The organism is Sulfurimonas sp. (genome assembly GCF_028713515.1).
GTDB lineage: Bacteria > Campylobacterota > Campylobacteria > Campylobacterales > Sulfurimonadaceae > Sulfurimonas.
Genome location: NZ_JAQTOD010000003.1, coordinates 235117 through 254435, shown reverse-complemented (window position 1 = coordinate 254435; position 19319 = coordinate 235117). Strand labels below are relative to the sequence as shown.

Genomic DNA, 19319 nt, shown 5'->3' with positions numbered 1-19319 from the left:
GTTCCTCAATGATAAATAGTTAAACATGCTAATGTAAAAAAACAGACAAAAAGAGCCATTTTAAAAAGCCCTGGATGCCAGACATGACGATAGATGCCAGTGTCGGTAATAATCCCATCAATTGCGATTTGCAAAATAGCCACAATTATAAAAATTGGCAACAGAGTAGGCATCTGAATACCATATAGTGTAATATCTAGCGGCATGAACCCTCCTTTGGCATAGGGATTGACACTCTGCTTAACAAAATAGTCCTAATAAGTGGGAGCTCCGCGACGATGTTAGCCTCTTGCTTGTGCTCTACATGTAGAGACTTTATTGCATTTTTTAGTGATTCCAGCAGGCTTTGCCTCAAAGCTTCTGTCGGTGCTTGAAAATATTGTTTGATCCCTTCTAGCGACTGGTTTATCATTTTAAACTCCCCATTTAGCCGATTTAGATTTTTTCTTACTCTTATAATCGCACCGCCTATCTCTAGAGTTGCCAACAGCCACTCATAAACAAGGCGGTTTGAACGAATATTGAGTTGTCCTTGCGTTGAAAACTGCTGTATCATATCTCGTCCCATGCTCTCTAGCGAGCCTCGCTGAAAATTTAAAGGTGCATTGCAAAGAAAAACAATCTGCCCACGCAAAACTTTTGCCACTCTTTTTTGCGATAGTGAGCATGACCAAAAGTTCACAAGCATATAAGCCGCACCTGCAAAACTAACTCCAAGTAAAGAAGCGATGGTTGTTTCCAGAAAAGTTGTTGGGTCGATTTTATAGTAAAGATCAAACGAGGTTTGCGACATAAATAAAAATACAAACCCCAAAGAAAATCCTGCCCATTTAGGTTTAGTCGTCATCCATCCGACAAACGCAAAAACGGGTGTGACAACAAGACTAAGAGTATAAGCATCTGTTGCAAATTCAGGCACTATATAAAAATCATACAAAGCCGCTACAAAAGCCGCACTCACAGCACCTTTTAGAAAATTTATCACGGCATCCAATGGTCTTGGAAGTGTACCAATAAGCAAGCCAATGACAACAGCCATTGTAATGGTGAGCGTGCCATATTTCCAGCCACTGAGTATCCAAAACGCCATCGTAATAAGCAATACGCCGCTTCCCCTAAGTGCTGCAAGAGTAACAAGCAGATTGTCTGTATGTGTTTTAAAACGCACAACTCGGCTTAGCTCTTTGGTCGCTTTGCCTGAGCTTTTGAGTCTGTAAAAAGCAAGATAACTGTTTGCATAAATAAAAAACTCATCCAAAATTCTTGTTATCAAATAGCCAGCAGAGCGAAATGCATCATACTCATCACTGCCAAAATGTGCTTCTAAACTGTTTTGTTGTTCTGTGAAACGAGAATGTATAATCTCCTTTAACTCTTTAAGCTGATTTATCATGCTATGAAAACCCTCTTCATCAAGATTTGAAACATTTTGGAGCACCTTCGCAAAAGGAGCATAAAGCTTTTTTAAATTATCAACAGTTTCATTAGAGGTGTGTAGTTCTATGTTGCCTACAATATTTTTGAGCGAATGAAATGTCGTTGAGAGATGCATAAACTCTATATTTAACTGCTCCAAATAGAGCCTATTTCTTTTGTCTATTGCACTCTCAAAAGCACTGTTGACTGCAACTGCATGTACTCCAACAACCCCGCTTGAAAACTTTACAACCTCTGCATCTTTCATATCTTGTGCCCCAAAGAGAGAGTTTTCGTCTACAAGTGATGCAAGGACGCTCTCAAATCTTTCTCTCTCGCTTGTAAGCAGCGAATCAGAAAGTTTTCTTGGGAAAAAAATTTCACTCACAACTGTCGCACATAGTATCCCAACCATTACCTCTGAGAAACGCGAAGTTGCAATATTAAATATCTCCATCGGCTGCTCGATAACCGGAAGTGCCACGATACATAAAGTGTACCCTGCCAAAACAAAACCGTACGATTGAAAATTTCTATACTTTACGCCCGCTGCAGTAGTGATACCAATCCAGATAGCAAAAAAGAAAATAAACCACATGGGCTCTTGCGCAAATGCTCCAACCATCAAAAACGAGACTACTACGCCAGCAATTGTTCCAAGTACACGATAATAACTTTTAGAAAAAACAAGACCGCTTTGTGGCTGCATGACAATAAATGTCGTAAAAATTGCTGTTCTAGGATCAGGTAGAGTGAGCATCATAGAAATCATCAAAGCAAGCAGAGCTGCAAGCGTTGCTTTTGCCATATAAATAAGCGTTGGCGCATCTTTAAGCAACCACTCTTTTGGTGCATTTTTCAGAGAAAAGATGAGCAGCGTGCCAAAGGGCGCTGTTTTACTTAATGACATTTTTATCCACCATATCAACATACCCGCCACCAAGTGCTTTAATTAAACGAACTTCAAGCAGAGCTTTTGTGTTGCTTAAATCAATACTGCCGAATTTAGTTAGTGTTGCTTCTCTTTTTGCTTGTAAATATGGTAACTTATTTGCAAGCTTTGCGCTGAACTTATCTTGCGCTATTTTTACATTAAAATCTTTTGCCTCAACCTCTTTTGTGTGCAACTCTATCTCGCTCTCTAAAATCTTTGTTTTTTTGAGTGTAGAGACCACTTCATTTGCTGCTTTTATAACAACATTGTCATAATCATTAACAGAGCTGTTGTAATCACTTGTGCGCACAGAGAGATTTGCTTTTCTCTCTCCGCCATCAAAAATAGGCAAAGAAAAAGCAACCCCAGCCGATGGAGCAAAAGAGCTATGACCAAAAAATTTACCTAAATCAAAAGAGATAAGGTTTGTCATCGCCGAGAGGCTTATATTTGGATAGAACTGAGCCTTTGCATTTTGGATATTTTGATCCTTGCTTAGCACGATATATTTTTGCACTGCAATATCCGCTCTGTGTGCGATGAGGTTTAAAAGTATCTCTTTTGGCAGAGGAACTTCAATGCTTTTTATGTTAGGAGAACTCCATTTATCCGCGACTGATGGCATAAATCCTCCAAGCATTGCGATGGCTTCCCTTTTTGCTTCGATGGAGCGCTTGATGCTCTGCACTTCTTGATTGAGCTTTGCAATTTCAGATCTCTTAGTGTTAAACATCACTGCATCACTAAGTCCACTTTTCAAACTTAAAAGGTAAATATTTTCCTCTTGTTCTAGCAATTTTTTCACTTCATGGAGCAGTTGAACTCTTTTTTCATCAAAATCCCATGAGAGATATATTTCACAGATTGTAGTTGAAAGAAAAAGCTTTATCTCCTGTATATAGGTTTTTTGAGCCATTGCGCTATATTTTGCTGAGAGAATTTTTGAGTCCCTTGAACCCCAAAAATCAAAATCATAGTTTAGAGACAAGCCTGTTTTGTATAGAGTTTCAGTCCCTCCACCTAGAGGTGGTGGAAAGATGTAGTTTTCACTAAAGCGTTCGCGCGAGATGCCTGCATCTGCTGAGATACTCGGCAGATTGCCAGCTTGTTTGGATGCGATAATGCTATTTGCCTGAGCGTATTTTGCCTCAATACTTTTTATGCTTGGGGAGCTACTAAGTGCAAAATCTATGATCTCATTTAATTGCGAATCACCATAATCTTTGTACCAATCAACTTTAAGTTTTACTCCATCAGACATCACAACATTTTTTTCAATATCATCTTTTATATTGAGCGCTTGCAGAGGTTTTTGCATCTGGATTTTCGGCACACAAGCACTAAAAAACAGAAGAGGCAACAGCAATAACAGTGTTAATTTTAGATTCATTTTCCATCCATAAATTTTCGTCATTATATTTGTTTCAAAACTATTATTCCATACAAAAAAACACTCAATAATTCACATTATTTGCTATAAAAATTCTTTTTTCTTGCTATAATAAATATTATGAAAAAAGACACAGCACTTCTTAGAACAAAAGTTACAAATGATTTGATGCACTATATCTACGAAAATATTGATTCGCAAATCAACCTAGACACTCTAAGCGAAGATTTCCATCTCTCTAAGTTTCATTTGCACCGTATTTTCAAACAAGAGTTTGACTCAAATATCTATGAAACCATAAAATCTATACGACTTCAAAAAGCATCAAATCTTCTTATCACAAACAAGAACTCTACTATATCTGAAATATCTTCGACATGTGGATATGGCTCACAAACCTCTTTCATCAGGGCTTTTAACGCGAGATTTGGAATGAGTCCAAAAAAGTGGAGAAAGGGGGGATTTATAGAGTATTCAAATAAAATTATAAATGAAGTTCCAAAAGAACTTATTTCAAACAGAGACTACTCAAAACTCTTGCCTATCATAAAAAAAATGCCCTCTGTCACAGTTTATTATATTCGCCATCATGGTTATAGTGAAGAGATAAAAAAATGTTGGCAGAAACTGCAGACCTTTATTTTAAGTAACAATATACAAAATTACTCACAAATAGCGATATATCATGACAACCCTATTATAACTCCACTAAAAGATTGTAATTATGTTGCCTGCTTATCCATAGAAGATACTCAAAACATGAGCAAAATAAATCTTCCTTCTTTTGAATTAAACGCTGGAGTCTATGCGGAGTTTAGCGCAAAGGGGTACAATGACGATATCCTAAAATTAGTACAGTGGATTTATCATGAATGGCTTCCATCAAGCGGTTATGAGACCACAAACAAACCGCCTTTTCTCATCTATGACGAAAATAATTTTTTAAATGAAGATGGTTTTTTCTCGCTTAAATATTACATACCGATAATACTTGCCTGATTTGATTTAGCAATAGATTATAAAAAAAGATTTGTAGAGTTGGATGGATAGAGCTCTAGATGCGTCAAGTAGAGCCTCAAATCAAACTCTACTTGATGGTAAGATGGTTGCATATAGACACAGAGTTTATAAAAAGCTTTGTTGTGCTCTTTCTCTTTAAAATGAGCTAGCTCATGAACTGCTATCATCTCCAAAAACTCCTCTGGCAGAGCTTTAAACATTGATGATATTCGTATCTCATTTTTTGCTTTTAGCTTAGCGCCTTGAACTCGCGAGATGAAATGATGGGTTCCTAGCGCGCTACTCACAACATCCATTTTCCCATCATAAAGCACTTTACTAAGTGGATTTGACTTTTTCATATGCTCATTTTTTAGATTATTTATATAACCAAAGAGCGTTTTATCCGTCTTATACGAATGCAGATTTTTATATTTGCCTTTAAGATAAAGACCAAGTTTTTCTTGCTCAACCAGCGCCCTAACTTGATTTTTTGTGACCTCTGGATAGTGGTTGATGTATCTATACATTTTTAAATCCTATAGCAGAGCTCTTAGTTAGAGAATCCAAACGGAGAATTTTTTGCCTTTGATTTTTCCATTTTTTAGCTTCTCATGAGCATAATCTACTTCACTTGCTTTGATTGCAACATAACTCTGTCTATCATAAATATCTATTTTCCCAATAGAAGCGCCCTCGAGTCCAGCCTCACCGGTCAGTGCGCCAAGCAAGTCGCCAGCTCGAACTTTATCTTTTTTCCCACCCTCTATAACAAGCGTTATGTTAGTAGGTTTCATCTCAAACCCATTCATTGATTTGAGCTCTGATGCGTCTTCAAAGAGTGGATTTCTGCTTTTGTATTCGTTTGCATTTTGCGCTTCATTTGGAGTGTAGAGTGTAAAAGCGAGTCCTTCTGCTCCAGCCCGTCCTGTCCGTCCTATTCTGTGAGTATAAGTCTCGCTACCATGAGGTATATCATAGTTGACAACCATAGAGAGCTCTTTTATATCTAAACCTCTAGCCGCCACATCTGTTGCAACTAACACTCTACAACTTTTGTTAGCAAACTGAACTAATACATCGTTTCTCTCATACTGCTCTAAATCCCCATGAATAGAGAGTGCGTCTATCTTTTTTGTTTGTAGTGTGTTAGCGATTTCATCGGCTTCAGCTTTTGTGTTACAAAAAACTATGGCATTATCTGGAGAGAAATTGCTAAATATTTTTACCAATACCTCTAGTTTTTTACCATATTCAACCTCATAAAATCGCTCTACTATTTTGTTACCGCTCTCGGTCGCGGTTGTTTTTACGGTTATAGCGTCGTTTTGGATAGATGCACTAACGGCTAAAATCTCCTTGCTGTAAGTAGCCGAGAAGAGAAGTGTTTGTCTCTCTTTTGGTACAAATGTCAAGACCTCGTTTATCTCTTCGCTAAATCCCATATCCAACATTCTGTCCGCTTCATCTAGCACTAGAGTATCAACATCTGTGAGTGATAGAGAATCTTTTTTTAGATGTTTTAAAATTCTTCCTGGAGTTCCTACGATAATATGCGCACCATGACGAAGCGAACCTAGTTGTGGACCAAAAGCAACGCCGCCACAAAGTGTTAAAATCTTAACATTGTGAGTAGCGCGAGCAAGCATACGAATCTCTTTTGCAACCTGATCAGCTAACTCTCTTGTGGGACAAAGGATGAGTGCTTGAACTCTAAATTTTTTAACTTGAAGTTTATAAAGCAAGCCTATGCCAAACGCCGCAGTTTTGCCACTTCCAGTCTTTGCCTCAGCAATAACATCTCTGCCCTGCAAAATATATGGCAAACTCTCGGCCTGAATGTCAGTCATCTCTGTATAGCCAATATCTTTTAAATTCTCTAACATTTCAGCAGAGAGAGGAAGTGTTTTAAACTCTTTTGTATTCATAAAATCCCTTTATTTATAATATGGTTTTACAACTTTTTAATGTGCAATAATACAGTATATTACCTATTGTCCTTATTTTTTGTATAATCCAATAAAAAAGAGAATATATGTTTGAACTATTATATCTTATCGTTGGAGTGGCACTTGGCGCTCTGGCTATCTGGGTTTTAAGTGTTAAAAATTTAAGAGATTTGCTTGATAGAGAAGTTACGAACTCTTCAACACTTTATAGCCAAAATAGTGTTTTAAATGAGCGGATAAATGGCTTGAATGAAAAGTTTGAAGCACAAATGGCTCTGGAAAAAAGAGCAAATAGTGAAAAAATTGAGCTTCTTGAGAAAAACAAAGAGCAGATGAAGCTTGAGTTTAAAGAGATTGCAAACAGGATTTTAGAGTCAAATTCACAAAAATTCTCCTCACAAAATCAAGAGAGCATCAGTAAGATTATTGCCCCGATGAAAGAGCAGTTTAACGAGTTTAAGAAACAAATAGATGATGTTTACATAAAAGAAGCAAAAGACCGCTCGATGCTTCAAGCCGAGATAAAGAGCATAAAAGAGATAAATCATCAGATGAGCAGAGATGCAAATAGCCTAACAAACGCTCTAAAAGGCGAGAGTAAAAAGCAGGGTGTTTGGGGCGAGATGATTTTAGAGAGTGTTCTTAGCCACTCTGGTTTACGCGAAGGAGTTGAGTTTGAGAGAGAGGTCAGTCTTGAACACGAGAGTGACGGAAGCAGATTTCGCCCTGATGTTATAGTGCATCTCCCAGATGGCAGAGATATTATCATAGACGCAAAAACATCTCTAAATGCCTATGAGAAGTACACATCTGCTGAGGATGAAGAGCAAAAAGAAGCATCTTTAAAAGAGCATATCGCCTCAATGAGAAGACATATAAAAGAGCTTAGTCAGAAAGATTATGCAAATCTCAAGGGGGTTGAAACTCTTGATTTTATCTTTATGTTTGTGCCTATCGAGAGTGCTTTGCTTGCGGCATTAGAGTATGACAATACACTTTTTGATGAAGCGTTTAAGAAAAATGTTATTTTGGTTGGACCAACAACTTTGATGGTGTCGCTGCGTGCAGTTGAGAACACTTGGAAATATGAGCATCAGCAGAAAAATGCTCAAGAGATAGCAAAAAGAGCAGGACTGCTTTTTGATAAATTTTCAAGTTTTATAGATAGTGTGGACAGACTTGGAAAACAGATTGCAACGGTTCAAAAGACATATGATGAGGCGTTTTCAAGGCTCCACAGCGGAGCGGGAAGCATAACTAGCCAGTTTCAAAAGCTAGAGCAATTGGGTGCTGCAACTTCTAAGAAATTACCGAATCATGTGACAAAGCAACTTGAAGAGTAAGATTATATAATTCTCTACAATGAAGCTCCTGCAAAACTAAAAAACACGCTAAATAAAGCTTCGCTTTGCTGCAAAATCGTTCGCTTAGTTTTTTAGTTTTGTAAGGAGTTTAATTTTAAAATATGGAAAAAAGAAAATGCAAGAGCTAGAAACTGTAGAAGAGCTAGAAGAAGAATTAGAGGCAATCTTGGCAAAAATAGATAGCATTGAGGCTTTAGTCTATGAGCAAAAGATGGACGCTTATGAGGGCTTTGTAGAGTCCGATAAATATAAAGATAGAGTTATAGAGCTTGGTTACAAACTCAAAGCATTGGGCATAGATATAACAACAAGAGAGCAATAGTCTCAGCAAAATTAGTGAAAAGGTTTAAGATGTCAAAACAACCAACCATATTAGAGCAATTTCGCTCTTTTTATTTTCAAAACAACTTTAGTGATTTTGAGCAAGCTATTGAGTATTTTTCTGTTTTTGGAGGAATGGGCTGGAGTGTTGAAGCTTCTAAACCACTTGAAGAGATTATTGAGAGTAAGGTTTTTAAAAACTACACCTACATTCATGGCGATATTACAAAGATAACACAAAGCGACAAGACTACTCACTCACTGCTAAGTGGCATCGCTATGGGTGATCGTAGAGTTCACTCCGCACTAAAGCGAGCGAGAATCAACAGAAACGATGCAAACAGCGCCATAGATGCACTCTTTAAAAGAGGTTTTATAATGACAGAGAACTCGCTTGAAGCTCCACCACAATCAGAAGATAGCATCGACGAGAAGATAAATTTCTCTTCTCCTTTTATGAGATTTTGGTTCTCATTTATATCACCATATTTTAAAACCATAAAAGAGGGTGACTACAAAGAGGCTAAAGAAGCCTTTATAAACCGAAAACAAGGGCTTTATGAACTAACATTTTTAAAACTCTCTATGGAACTTATAAAAAAGAGTTTCACAGATGATGCTATCGTCGAGATAGGTAGTTACTGGGATAGAAACAGCGAGATAGAGATTTTAGCAAAAACGGCATCTGGTAAAATAGTCGCTGGAATATGTAAATACTCAAACTCCAAAGCAAAAAAGAGCGAACTAGCTAAACTCAAAGAGCAGTGTTTATCAGCTGAGCTAAACCCTGATATTTGCGTGATTGTCTCAAAAAGTGGCTTTACAAATGAGCTAAAGACACAAAAAAATACGAATTTAAAACTATTGACGCTAAAAAACTTTAAAACCCTTGTTGAAGATTTGAGTCAGAAAGATTTGATTGAGAGTACAGGAAAGAGATACTAAGATACCGCTAAGAGCCCAAACCCTTAGCGAAAGTTATAAAAAGTTTAGAAGCGAACCATCATACCAGCATAAAAGCCAGAAAATTCTATATTTGCTTTCACATCAACACCGCTTTCATCAATATCAATTTTTTGAGTTCTATATCCAATTTCAACAGCAGGCTGAACAACAGGAACGAAATCTAGCATATAATCTACCTTTGCCCTAAAATCATAAACCGTCGAGTTGCCTGTTGTCAAATACTTTATATCTGATTCAATTCCAATATTTGTAGATGGAATTTGAACTCTTGCTCTTGCATAAAGAAGAGGAACAGCTAGCATTGCACTATCACTATAACCGGTAAAAGCGCCAGATGGAGCAGCTCTATACGAGGCATCTAGAATCTTAATATCAACTCCCAAATCAAGAGTAATCCACGCCGTGTTATCTAAGATATTATAGTAAGGGATAATATCGTACTGTTTTATATCATATGACAGGGTTGTTGTGGCTACTCCGATATTGAAATCTTTAAATTTACCAGTTGCCGCACCATCATCTTTTACAGATGTATACTCCAGTCTTAAGTTAGGAAGAATAGGAATCGGATGCTTAATCAACATCCAGACATATGGCTGAGTGCTATCTTTCTCATTTGATATATAGCTACCGTTTGCACCAGCATCAGTATAAGAAGCGGTTCCTTTTGAAGATTGCATCCACGCCCCAGCGCCAGCCTCAACTCTTGTAAAATCTGCGGACGCACTAGAAGCTAAAATCGCACCGCATGCCATTATGCTTAAAATTTTTTTCATTAGAACTCCAATTGTGTAATTTATATGATTATAACGGATTGAATTTATGAATAAACTTAATATTACCAGCCCTAAACAGAGCTTATGACTGGTAAAAAATTAGAAGGAGAGATAAAATGAGGTCATCACCTCATATGTAGTTTGTGGCGCAAAAGCACCGTTTTTAGATTGCCCGAGGGAGAATCGGCAACCTTGTGAAATTATCTTTTAGTTATGTCAGGAGTCACACATCATGTATCTTGCGAGCGAACAAGATACATAAAAATTTATTTTACTGCAGCGATTGCAGCGTCGTAGTTTGGTTCCTCAGTTATTTCAGGAACAATCTCTTTGTAGGTAACAACTCCTTGCTCGTTTACAGCAAAGATTGCACGACAAGTCACACCAGCAAGAACAGAACCACCAAGTAAAACACCATAAGCGTTAGCAAAATCTTTGTTTCTGAAATCTGAAGCAACAGTTAGCTTATCTATTCCCTCAGCTTGGCAAAAACGACCAGATGCAAATGGTAAGTCAAGTGAAACGATAGTAACTTTAACACCTTCCATTGAAGAAGCTTTTGCGTTGAAATTACGAGTTTCAGTAGCACATACACCAGTGTCCAATGAAGGAACAACGATGATAAGTTGTTTTACACCTTGTGCACCACCAACTACTACATCACCTAAACCAGCCGAGTTAACAACTGTAACTTCTGGAGCTTTATCACCAACATTTACTTGATTTCCAAGTAACTCAACATCTACACCTTTAAACTTTGTTGTTGCCATTTTTGGCTCCTTATTTTGTTTTTCTTGTTTGTTGAGAGAAGTATAATTTAAATCGGATAATATTACTCTTAATTAGAAAAAGTGTGTTTTCAAATAAGAAATTTTTAAGATTATATACTGCTTCTTGGAAAAACGACAAGCTCATCGAGACTACTAAACAACTTCTTTTCATACATCTCTAAAGACGCTCTTCCTATCATAGCGGCATTGTCTGAGCAAAATTTTAACTCACTTAAGAGAAGCTCTGCTTTGTATGGCTGCAACAACTCTTCTATATTCTTACGGAGATATAAGTTTGCACTAGCTCCGCCAACAATAGCAAACCTCTTTGGAGGAGTGTTTTTAAAATATTTTTTTAATTTTTGCACTATATGAACCGTTGCTATGTGCTCAAACGAAGCAGCAATATCCACATAATCAGCCTCTGTTGCCTTTTCAACTGCAAGCCTAACTGCATTTTTAAGTCCTGAGTATGAAAAAGCAATTAGTGGGGAACGAGAAAGTGGAACTGAAAAATCATATCTTTTTCTATTTCCATTTTTTGCTAAATTTTCTACTACAGGTCCACCTGGATAGCCAAGATTCATCATTTTGGCAACCTTATCGAAACTCTCGCCAAAACTATCATCCATGCTTTTAGCAACTGTTTTTATCTCAGTAAAGCTTTTTACTTCCATAACCTGCGTATGTCCACCTGAGACCAAGAGGACAGTAAGCGGGAATTGCTCCTCTTTTTCTATAAACAAAGAGTATATATGGCCAACAAGATGATTAACCCCAATCACTGGAATATCAAGCGCAACAGAGACAGCTTTTGCCATAGTTACCCCCTCCACAAGAGTCACGCTGAGTCCAGGAGTTGTTGTAACTGCAACCGCTTTAAGTTTAGAAAAATAACTCTCACACTCCTCTAAAATCTTAGGAAGCGCCTCTGCGTGAAGCCTAGAAGCGAGCTCTGGAACAACACCGCCATAAACCGAGTGCTCTAGTTCTTGAGAAATTTTCTTATGAAAAAGAAGTTTTTTTGTAGCAATCTCTGTTATAGCAACAGCACTATCATCGCAAGAACTCTCAATGCTTAGTATCAAAATTGACTCCTAAAATATTATTGCGAGATTATACAATAGTGTTCTTGTGGTTTCTAAAGATTATATGGGGGAAATAAAGAGAAATATAAAGAAAGCTCCGCTTATAAAAGCGAAGCTTTGTAGTTTTTTTAAGACTACTAGTTTGTAGGATAAATGTCCTGACTTGGATAGTTTGGCTTGCTAATTTGCGTACCTTTGTCACCTTGAGTATCATAGTGAACTATATTGTCAGCCTGGAGAGCACCTAATGTTAATGCGATAAGTAAAATAACTTTTTTCATTTTGTATCCTTTGGTAAGAGCGCATTACGCTCTAAAATTTTAAATCAGAGAAATTTTATCTGATTTAACTTTTAACGGTTATTTTCTTTTCACGCTACTTATTTTTCTTAAGCAAATTTTATGAATTAAGACAAAAAATCTCTTATTTCTCTATCTATCTCAAACACCTCATCTATGCACTTTGGAGGCACTTGAAATTTTTCATATATATCTAAAATATTTTTTGATATATTCATAAATCCTATTTTTCCACCCATAAAACTCTCAATTGAGGCTTCATTTGCTGAATTTATAACAACTCCCAATGCTGGATTTTTAAGGAGCTCATCTTTTATCTGCCAGATTGGATATCTCTCTTTTGTTATCTCTCTAAACTCCAAAGAGCCGATTTTTAGCAGATCCACATGAGGGAGTATATTTTCCTGCATCTTGTTATTGATTGCAAAAGCGATGGGGAGTTGCATATTTGCGTTGGCAAAATGAGCAGTGGTTGAGCCATCTTTAAAGTCTACAAGCGCATGAATTAGAGATTTTGTCTCTATGATAGCATCATATTTTCCCTCTCCAAAAAGCCATCTTGCCTCTAAGAGCTCAAACATTTTATTTACCATTGTCGCACTGTCTATAGTAATTTTTTGCCCCATTGACCAGTTTGGATGTTTTTGTGTGTCCGCTAAAGTTGCGTTTTTTAACTCTTTTATATCCCAATCTCTAAATGCGCCGCCGCTTGCCGTAATAATCATCTTCTCTACAGCTCTATCCTGCAATAGATACCAAAGTCCAAAATGTTCACTATCAATTGGCTGGATTCTGCTTACATCTATAAATGCACCGCAAGCAACCAGAGACTCTTTGTTTGCAAGAGCAACCTTTTTGCCAAGTGAAATAGCTTTTAGAGTTGGGCGAAGTCCTAAAAAACCAACGAGGGCATTTACAACAAGTTCGCTTTTGGAGTCTTCCATGACACTTAAAATAGCATCTTCTCCATAAAAAACATTGTTATGATTTACTTTTAAAACATCTTCTTTGTTGGCTACGACTACAACTTTTGGAGAGTGTTCTAAAATTTGCTTGTTGAGTAGAGTGATATTTTTTCCAGCCACTAAAACTTCAATTTGTATATTAAATCTTTTAGCAACTTCGAGTGTATTTACGCCGATAGAGCCAGTCGAGCCAAGCAGTATCAACTATACAAGTCCGCGAAGAAGAACGAGCATTATAATTGCGCCAAAAAGATAGCCGTCTATTCTGTCAAGCACACCGCCATGCCCTGGGAGCATATTTCCGCTATCTTTTACGCCAGCATCTCTCTTTAGTGCACTCTCAAATAGATCTCCAAAAATAGAGCTTAGAGAGACTAAAAAAGAGATGATAAATGCTGTGCCAAGAGTAGTTACGCTGAGTCCGACAAACATCCCGGCAAAAGTTGCAACAACTATTCCGCCAACAACTCCCTCTGCTGTTTTGTTTGGGCTAGTTGGACTAAATGGTGTTTTACCTATACTTTTACCGACCACATATGCACCAATATCACTAAGAGCAACGATTGCAAGAAGCCAAAGAAGAGATAACATGCCATGCTCTTGATACATTGTAAATATAAAGAGCATCCCAGCTGTCGGATAGATAAATGGAAGAAGATTTCTCCAAGTTCTATTTCTGTCATAAGCTACTCTGCTTGCATAAATTACGCCAGCTACAACAAAAAGGTCATCACCTTGAGGATAAACGCCTGCCACAAGCCATATTATAATGGCAAAAACAAGCAGAGCGTTGTCTTCTGTACCAAAAAGCTTCATCGCCTCTTTAAAAGCTAAAATATATATCAATCCGAGAAACAGCCATGTTAAAAAAAAGTTATTTATAAAACCAATAACAAAAACTCCACCAACAAGGGCTAAACCTGTTGTTATTCTCTCTTTTGAGCCAAAAAATATATCCATTACAGTTCCTAATAAGTGTTGCTATAATGATAACAAATCACACTTTAATATCTAATATATGCAGACGACTTTGTGTTGCTTCTTCTTTGTTCTCATCATTTTCTGGGTGCGTATGTTTTTTGCTTCTACTGTTTTCCTGCTCGGCCTCATTCTTTTCATGCTCACGGTCGGACGCCACTTGATGGTTTTCCTCCGCTGGACGAACCTCAAGCACTTTCTCGTCTTTCTCGCTTAGCGAAGCCTGAGCCATTACATTTTGCATATCGATACGATTATTGTGACTGTTTACAACCGAAGCTACATTGGGTATCTGCTGATTTGCATAAATAACGCCTCCAACTCCATCTATTGACATAGTATCTCCTTTGTAACTTTAATCTCTTGTATCTACCTCAATGGTTTTGTACTTATTGTAAAGTACATTCGCCCCGCTCTGTATAGTTACTTCTCTTCTGGGAGTATAATCGACTAAAAACTTATCTTTTTGAAACATTGTAAAATCAACGCACAACCTCGCGGCACCCTCTATGATATTTATGGGGATATTTTGCTTGTCGGTTGTAATGATGACATGAGTAGATGGCATGCCCTTCATATGCAACCAGATATCTTTAGCCTTGGCTCTTTTTAGTAGTTCAATGTTTCCTTTTTCATTTTTACCGACCCCTATCTTATATCCCTCTATCCAGAATATTTCTATGGAATCTTCACTTTTCACTTTTTTTGCTTGTGTATTTTTTGGAAAAAGAAGTGCTATTTTCGACATATCTTTTGCCTCTTTAACGGTGTGGATAAAAAGTTCTATATGTTTGATTTTCTCCTCTAGCGAGTTTTTTTCTATATGCAGATGCGCTGCTCTCTGCTTGGCTTTCTTGCTTCTCGTAAAAAGTGAATTTACCATCAAAGAGGTGGATGAAAACTCTTTTTGAAACTCTATTTGAACCTCGCTTCCATCATAATCAAGAAGTTTTAGAACTCTTTGATATGGCTTGACATTGTGCATATTTGCTAAAAGCAGATTTCCAAAATGGTTCTGTTTAACTGCTTCGTCCATAAGCGAGTTCTCGTCATCGAGTCCAGAATATAGTTTTTGAAATTTTGTAAGTTTTTTTTCTAAAAGTGAGATCTTCTGTTTTTTTAGTGAAATCAGCTTGTTTGTGAGCTCTTTTTCATACTCTTCATATAAAAACACCTCAACATCTTCAAGCGGATACTCTTTTGCCTCAAATGAAGCCTGCGGAACATCTAGAAGTTTTTGCCCGACTCTTACTTCTCGAAACGATGAAAAGAGATCCACATGACGAAGCGCCTCTAAAACAATACCCTCCTCATCTAAAATAATGACATTTGTATATTTTCCGGTAAATTCGATTTGCAGATTTGTTTTTTCTTCTTTATAGGCCGAGGCGATAGTTGTTTGAAGATGCAAAATCTTATCACCATTTAGAAGTTCTATGTTTAAGATATTTGCACGATTAAATCTCTTTGATAAAACCACATCAAAAGGCGCATTGTAAACCTTTGAACGAGGATAAGCAGCACATTTAAATATCTTTGAATTGCTTCTTTGCATCTCAAAATAGAGCTCATCGTCTCTATCAAAAACAATTTTTACAATGGTATCGCTTACTCTATAGATAGCTGATATTTTTTTAAATTTTTTTAAATATGAGTTAATTTGTTTTAGGTGTGATAGTTTCATAAAAGAATTCTAGCCTACTTTTTTAGTTATAATCGCAAAAAAATAAAAGAGTCCGCTTGCATCTTCCAAAAGGTTTCGGTAAAAACTACTTTACCCTAAGAGCTATTACTGCAACTACTAACCAAGTTACGCTAAATGCTAATGCTGCGAGAGTGGAGGCGTTTCATATGGTTGGTTTTTTTGGCGGTGAACAACAAGAAGAGTTAGAAGAAGAGGACATAGCCACACTTTGCACGCTAGAGCTCTCTAAAAAACCTTGTCATTGCAACTGTTACTATCTAAAACGCACCAAAAAAATACTCCAACTCTTTCCATCCCAAAAACTTGACTTTTACTACTTCAAATCCCTTAAAAACGCCGTTTCTCCACCATTTCTTTAATTTTCTAAAGTACAAAAAAATTAACTATGGACAAAAAATGAAAATAAAGATACTTTTATCACTGCTAACTTCAACCATCTTAGTTGCTCAAACGATTGAGCTTGAACCGCTTGTTATTAAATCTACGCTTATAAAAACAGATGAATTAAGATCAACTGATGCCATAGAAATTTACACTTCAAGCGATATACAAAAAGCTCATGTACAGAATATTTATGAGTTTTTAAATCAGCAAACATCCGTTATAGCTATGCCTGCTTACGGAAACCCATTTACGCAAAAGCTTGACATGAGAGGGTTTGGCATAGGTGATGGGTATCAAAATATAGTTGTAACGGTTGATGGCAGAAGATTGAACAATATCGATATGGTCGCTCCGTTATTATCTGCAATTTCGCCGGCTTCTATTGAGAGAATTGAGATTATAAAATCCGGCGGGATTGTAGCTAATGGTGATGGTGCAAATGCCGGAGTCATAAACATTTTAACCAAAAAAGATAGCACCAGAGAGGTTTCTGTCTATGGCGGAACCTATGGTATGGCTGATGGCTCTTTTTATCTGGGACATAGTGATGATAAACTTTCCATAAGCGCGAGTGGTGAGGTGCAAAAAAGTGATGGTATTCGCAATGTTGATAGTGTCGGCGGCAAAGACAATAGTAAACTTAAAACCGCTTCACTTAACATAAGCTATATACCGACAAAAGAGCTAGAACTAAGGGCTGGAGCCTCATTTGCGAGAATTGATGTTATATATGGCGGAACCATGAAAGAGTTTGAGTATGAGAACGATCCATCTCAACAAGGTACAAATGCCTATGGAAGCAGTGTATCATCACATCAAAAGTTTGATACAGATGCGGTAAATGCAGGCATGAGCTACCAGATAAACAGCAATTTATCTTTAAATGTTGATGCAAACCATGAGGAGAAAACATCAAATTTTATAACTTACTCCTCCATTGCCGATTACAAATATAACTCTGCAAAAACCACTTTTGAGTACGCTACAGACGCACTAAGCATCTCTGCTGGCTTAGACCTTTTAAATGGAGAGAGAGATTCTCATGTTACCTCTTACTCTGTTGCAAATGAAACCACAAAAAACAATCTTGCTGGTTTTATTATGAGCAATTTTAGGTTTGGCGACCACTCCATAAAAGCTGGTTATAGATATGAAACTGTGAATTATAAGTTTAGAGACACTGGCAATAATCTGGAAAATTCTCACTCGCTTTATGGTGCAGAACTGGGCTATAACTATATGATAAGCAGAGATAGTTCATTGTTCTTAAACTATGCTCACTCTTATCAAGCCCCTGATATTGATAGGTTTTTTAACAAAGATTGGACAGGAGTGGTTAGCTTCAATGGTTTTATAAATCCAAGCAAAGCAGACTCCATAACTATTGGATACAGCAATATAATAGACAACAACAAGCTAAAACTCTCAGCATATTACATCAGTTTAAATGATGAGATTTACTACTACGCCGACCCATCATACACAAACTCTAAAAATACAAACATAGACAAATCTCATAAATACGGTATAGATGTTTATGACAAATATCTTCTCTCAAATACATTTAGCGTTGCATTAAATTACAATTTTGTGCAGGCGATTATAGACAAAGAGAGAGAAAACGGGGAAGATTTTAGCGGTAAAAAACTTCCTGGTGTCAGCAATCACAACATAAAAGCAACGCTTAATTATCTGCTGACTCAGCATACAACAGTGGCTCTTACACAGACATACAGAAGCGATGCATATGCCATGGATGACTTTAGCAATAGCTTCTCACAAAAACAAGATGCTTACAAAAGTACCGATATTTCAGCGACATATAAAAAAGAGAACTATGAATTTTTTGCTAAAATAAACAATCTATTTAACCAAAAAAATGGACTATGGGTTAGCGATGACGCCATCTATCCTGTTAACTACACAACAACCGCCATTGCGGGACTAAAAATCAAGTTTTAAGGCAGAGAGTTGAAAACAGAGATAAATCCACGAGATTTTATAAAGTACAAATTCTTTAACTCTCTGTTTTTGGGCATATCTGTTGGGAGTATATTTACCATTTATGCTCCACTTGAGCCTTCAGTTTATAGTTTGGGCGGGATAATGCTCGCTCTTGGTATGCTCTTTGTGGCTAAGTTTTATCATAAAATATTAACAATTCCATACTTTTTTAAAATCTCACTTCTTGTTGAGGTTGTCGCCTTTTTTATGGTTACATATTTTTTGATATTTTCATATAATTACCAAAGCGCTCTTGTTGTGTATGCTGGATATCAGCTCACTTTTACCTTTGGGGCTTATCTAACAAGGGCTGAGACACTTTTTTTAAAAAAGAGGCAAATACTAAGTTTTGTGGATATGACAAATCAAAAAGGGTACCTCTTTGGGATGCTTTTGTCTTATGGTTTTTATAAAATTCTTGAATTTGCCTTTGATATGCAAGGCAAACAGGAGCAAGTTTATACGATGCACTTTTTGCTTCTTGGCATAGAAGTTCTTACTATATACTTTTTAGCAAAAGCTTTTAAGGTTAAAAGATCTGTGCTTCAATGTGATTGATATTAAATCCCTCTAGAGTTTAAGCCTTTTGTGATAGCGTCGTTAATCTCCTCTTTGTAGTCAGGATTTAGTGCTACAAGCTCTTTATCAAATTTTACAACAATATTTTTATTTGTATTTTTATGCCTACAAATCGTCAGAATAATATCAACATATATGTCAAAATCAGGATGCGCTCTTATGCCTAGCTTTTTAGCAATAACGCCATGATGTTTTATAACTAAATCAAGAACAGTGGCTAGCTCTTTTGTGGTTGTACCTTTGTTTTTTATGACCCCTAAAAGATAGTCCAAGTCTGTTCTAGTTATTATTTTTGGTTCATAATTTTTACTGACTTGATTGCTATTTTGTTCTGCTACGGCACCTTTTTTAGGGCTTAAAAAGAGCAACAGCATTAAAAATGCTAAAACAACAACAAGTCCAAGAATCATATATATAATCAACTCTGTTCCC

General features: G+C 36.8%; 21 protein-coding genes. 7 read left to right on the top strand and 14 right to left on the bottom strand.

Going from position 1 to position 19319, the window contains the following annotated elements:
- Positions 1–5: 5 nt before the first annotated feature.
- Genes PHV22_RS07665 through PHV22_RS07655 form a run of 3 tightly spaced genes read right to left on the bottom strand, consistent with a single transcriptional unit; the run spans position 6 to position 3740 of the window.
- Entirely contained in the window at positions 6–206 is a 201-nt protein-coding gene (locus PHV22_RS07665; protein WP_295022787.1) for a DUF1656 domain-containing protein, read from the bottom strand.
- Complete coding sequence (locus PHV22_RS07660) at positions 197–2326, bottom strand: FUSC family protein (protein ID WP_295022786.1); 2130 nt, start codon at positions 2324–2326, stop codon at positions 197–199. Before PHV22_RS07660 ends, PHV22_RS07665 begins: the two co-directional genes overlap by 10 nt.
- Complete coding sequence (locus PHV22_RS07655; protein WP_295022785.1) at positions 2313–3740, bottom strand: efflux transporter outer membrane subunit; 1428 nt, start codon at positions 3738–3740, stop codon at positions 2313–2315. The genes PHV22_RS07660 and PHV22_RS07655 overlap by 14 nt, the downstream gene beginning before the upstream one ends.
- 120 nt (positions 3741–3860) lie before the next feature.
- Between PHV22_RS07655 and PHV22_RS07650 the strand changes: the two genes are divergently transcribed.
- On the top strand, positions 3861–4739 hold the full coding sequence (locus PHV22_RS07650) for a GyrI-like domain-containing protein (RefSeq protein WP_295022784.1): 879 nt from the start codon (positions 3861–3863) through the stop codon (positions 4737–4739).
- Positions 4740–4756: 17 nt separating this feature from the next.
- Here PHV22_RS07650 and PHV22_RS07645 read toward each other — a convergent pair whose 3' ends face one another.
- Positions 4757–5269: a YgjP-like metallopeptidase domain-containing protein gene (locus tag PHV22_RS07645; protein ID WP_295022783.1), complete on the bottom strand. Its 513-nt coding sequence runs from the start codon at positions 5267–5269 to the stop codon at positions 4757–4759.
- A 27-nt stretch (positions 5270–5296) separates the two neighbouring features.
- Entirely contained in the window at positions 5297–6667 is a 1371-nt protein-coding gene (dbpA, locus tag PHV22_RS07640; protein WP_299946880.1) for an ATP-dependent RNA helicase DbpA, read from the bottom strand.
- Between the two features lie 107 nt (positions 6668–6774).
- On the opposite strand from dbpA, the gene PHV22_RS07635 reads away from it, so the two are divergent.
- The 3 genes from PHV22_RS07635 to PHV22_RS07625 all read left to right on the top strand — a co-directional run bounded on the left by PHV22_RS07635 (position 6775) and on the right by PHV22_RS07625 (position 9318).
- Positions 6775–8031 (top strand): DNA recombination protein RmuC, encoded by a 1257-nt coding sequence (locus tag PHV22_RS07635; protein ID WP_299946877.1) that lies wholly within the window; start codon positions 6775–6777, stop codon positions 8029–8031.
- A gap of 136 nt (positions 8032–8167) precedes the next feature.
- On the top strand, positions 8168–8374 hold the full coding sequence (locus tag PHV22_RS07630; protein ID WP_299946874.1) for a hypothetical protein: 207 nt from the start codon (positions 8168–8170) through the stop codon (positions 8372–8374).
- 29 nt (positions 8375–8403) lie between these two features.
- A complete protein-coding gene (locus tag PHV22_RS07625; RefSeq protein WP_299946871.1) occupies positions 8404–9318 on the top strand; it encodes a DUF234 domain-containing protein in 915 nt (304 codons plus the stop codon).
- A gap of 44 nt (positions 9319–9362) precedes the next feature.
- Here PHV22_RS07625 and PHV22_RS07620 read toward each other — a convergent pair whose 3' ends face one another.
- From PHV22_RS07620 to PHV22_RS07585, 8 genes are all read right to left on the bottom strand, one after another.
- Complete coding sequence (locus PHV22_RS07620) at positions 9363–10115, bottom strand: TIGR04219 family outer membrane beta-barrel protein (protein WP_299946868.1); 753 nt, start codon at positions 10113–10115, stop codon at positions 9363–9365.
- 266 nt (positions 10116–10381) lie between these two features.
- Positions 10382–10885 carry a thiol peroxidase gene (tpx, locus tag PHV22_RS07615; protein ID WP_295022777.1) on the bottom strand — a complete coding sequence of 168 codons (504 nt, stop codon included), beginning with the start codon at positions 10883–10885 and terminating at the stop codon, positions 10382–10384.
- Positions 10886–10995: 110 nt separating this feature from the next.
- Positions 10996–11973, bottom strand: a complete 978-nt coding sequence (gene tsaD / locus PHV22_RS07610) for a tRNA (adenosine(37)-N6)-threonylcarbamoyltransferase complex transferase subunit TsaD (RefSeq protein ID WP_295022776.1) — start codon at positions 11971–11973, stop codon at positions 10996–10998.
- Between the two features lie 137 nt (positions 11974–12110).
- Positions 12111–12254, bottom strand: coding sequence for a hypothetical protein (locus PHV22_RS07605; RefSeq protein ID WP_295022775.1), 144 nt, complete (start codon positions 12252–12254; stop codon positions 12111–12113).
- Positions 12255–12379: 125 nt separating this feature from the next.
- Entirely contained in the window at positions 12380–13441 is a 1062-nt protein-coding gene (dxr, locus tag PHV22_RS07600; RefSeq protein ID WP_295022774.1) for a 1-deoxy-D-xylulose-5-phosphate reductoisomerase, read from the bottom strand.
- Positions 13442–14197 carry a phosphatidate cytidylyltransferase gene (locus PHV22_RS07595; RefSeq protein ID WP_295022773.1) on the bottom strand — a complete coding sequence of 252 codons (756 nt, stop codon included), beginning with the start codon at positions 14195–14197 and terminating at the stop codon, positions 13442–13444. It lies immediately after the preceding gene.
- Positions 14198–14234: 37 nt separating this feature from the next.
- On the bottom strand, positions 14235–14552 hold the full coding sequence (locus PHV22_RS07590) for a hypothetical protein (protein ID WP_295022772.1): 318 nt from the start codon (positions 14550–14552) through the stop codon (positions 14235–14237).
- An 18-nt stretch (positions 14553–14570) separates the two neighbouring features.
- Entirely contained in the window at positions 14571–15899 is a 1329-nt protein-coding gene (locus PHV22_RS07585; protein WP_295022771.1) for an NFACT family protein, read from the bottom strand.
- A gap of 56 nt (positions 15900–15955) precedes the next feature.
- On the opposite strand from PHV22_RS07585, the gene PHV22_RS07580 reads away from it, so the two are divergent.
- The 3 genes from PHV22_RS07580 to PHV22_RS07570 are packed head-to-tail and all read left to right on the top strand — an operon-like array spanning position 15956 to position 18866.
- Positions 15956–16279, top strand: coding sequence for a hypothetical protein (locus PHV22_RS07580; protein ID WP_295022770.1), 324 nt, complete (start codon positions 15956–15958; stop codon positions 16277–16279).
- Between the two features lie 37 nt (positions 16280–16316).
- Entirely contained in the window at positions 16317–18266 is a 1950-nt protein-coding gene (locus PHV22_RS07575) for a TonB-dependent receptor (protein WP_299946860.1), read from the top strand.
- 9 nt (positions 18267–18275) lie between these two features.
- Entirely contained in the window at positions 18276–18866 is a 591-nt protein-coding gene (locus PHV22_RS07570) for a hypothetical protein (RefSeq protein WP_295022768.1), read from the top strand.
- 2 nt (positions 18867–18868) lie between these two features.
- Here the strand turns inward: PHV22_RS07570 and PHV22_RS07565 are convergent, their stop codons facing one another.
- Positions 18869–19309, bottom strand: coding sequence for a hypothetical protein (locus PHV22_RS07565; RefSeq protein WP_299946857.1), 441 nt, complete (start codon positions 19307–19309; stop codon positions 18869–18871).
- Between the last annotated feature and the right edge of the window lie 10 nt (positions 19310–19319).

Bases quoted from the DNA above. Each gene is read 5' to 3' on its own strand.
- PHV22_RS07665 (WP_295022787.1), bottom strand. From the start codon at position 206: ATGCCGCTAGATATTACACTATATGGTATTCAGATGCCTACTCTGTTG.
- PHV22_RS07660 (WP_295022786.1), bottom strand. From the start codon at position 2,326: ATGTCATTAAGTAAAACAGCGCCCTTTGGCACGCTGCTCATCTTTTCT.
- PHV22_RS07655 (WP_295022785.1), bottom strand. From the start codon at position 3,740: ATGAATCTAAAATTAACACTGTTATTGCTGTTGCCTCTTCTGTTTTTT.
- PHV22_RS07650 (WP_295022784.1), top strand. From the start codon at position 3,861: ATGAAAAAAGACACAGCACTTCTTAGAACAAAAGTTACAAATGATTTG.
- PHV22_RS07645 (WP_295022783.1), bottom strand. From the start codon at position 5,269: ATGTATAGATACATCAACCACTATCCAGAGGTCACAAAAAATCAAGTT.
- dbpA (WP_299946880.1), bottom strand. From the start codon at position 6,667: ATGAATACAAAAGAGTTTAAAACACTTCCTCTCTCTGCTGAAATGTTA.
- PHV22_RS07635 (WP_299946877.1), top strand. From the start codon at position 6,775: ATGTTTGAACTATTATATCTTATCGTTGGAGTGGCACTTGGCGCTCTG.
- PHV22_RS07630 (WP_299946874.1), top strand. From the start codon at position 8,168: ATGCAAGAGCTAGAAACTGTAGAAGAGCTAGAAGAAGAATTAGAGGCA.
- PHV22_RS07625 (WP_299946871.1), top strand. From the start codon at position 8,404: ATGTCAAAACAACCAACCATATTAGAGCAATTTCGCTCTTTTTATTTT.
- PHV22_RS07620 (WP_299946868.1), bottom strand. From the start codon at position 10,115: ATGAAAAAAATTTTAAGCATAATGGCATGCGGTGCGATTTTAGCTTCT.
- tpx (WP_295022777.1), bottom strand. From the start codon at position 10,885: ATGGCAACAACAAAGTTTAAAGGTGTAGATGTTGAGTTACTTGGAAAT.
- PHV22_RS07605 (WP_295022775.1), bottom strand. From the start codon at position 12,254: ATGAAAAAAGTTATTTTACTTATCGCATTAACATTAGGTGCTCTCCAG.
- PHV22_RS07595 (WP_295022773.1), bottom strand. From the start codon at position 14,197: ATGGATATATTTTTTGGCTCAAAAGAGAGAATAACAACAGGTTTAGCC.
- PHV22_RS07590 (WP_295022772.1), bottom strand. From the start codon at position 14,552: ATGTCAATAGATGGAGTTGGAGGCGTTATTTATGCAAATCAGCAGATA.
- PHV22_RS07585 (WP_295022771.1), bottom strand. From the start codon at position 15,899: ATGAAACTATCACACCTAAAACAAATTAACTCATATTTAAAAAAATTT.
- PHV22_RS07575 (WP_299946860.1), top strand. From the start codon at position 16,317: ATGAAAATAAAGATACTTTTATCACTGCTAACTTCAACCATCTTAGTT.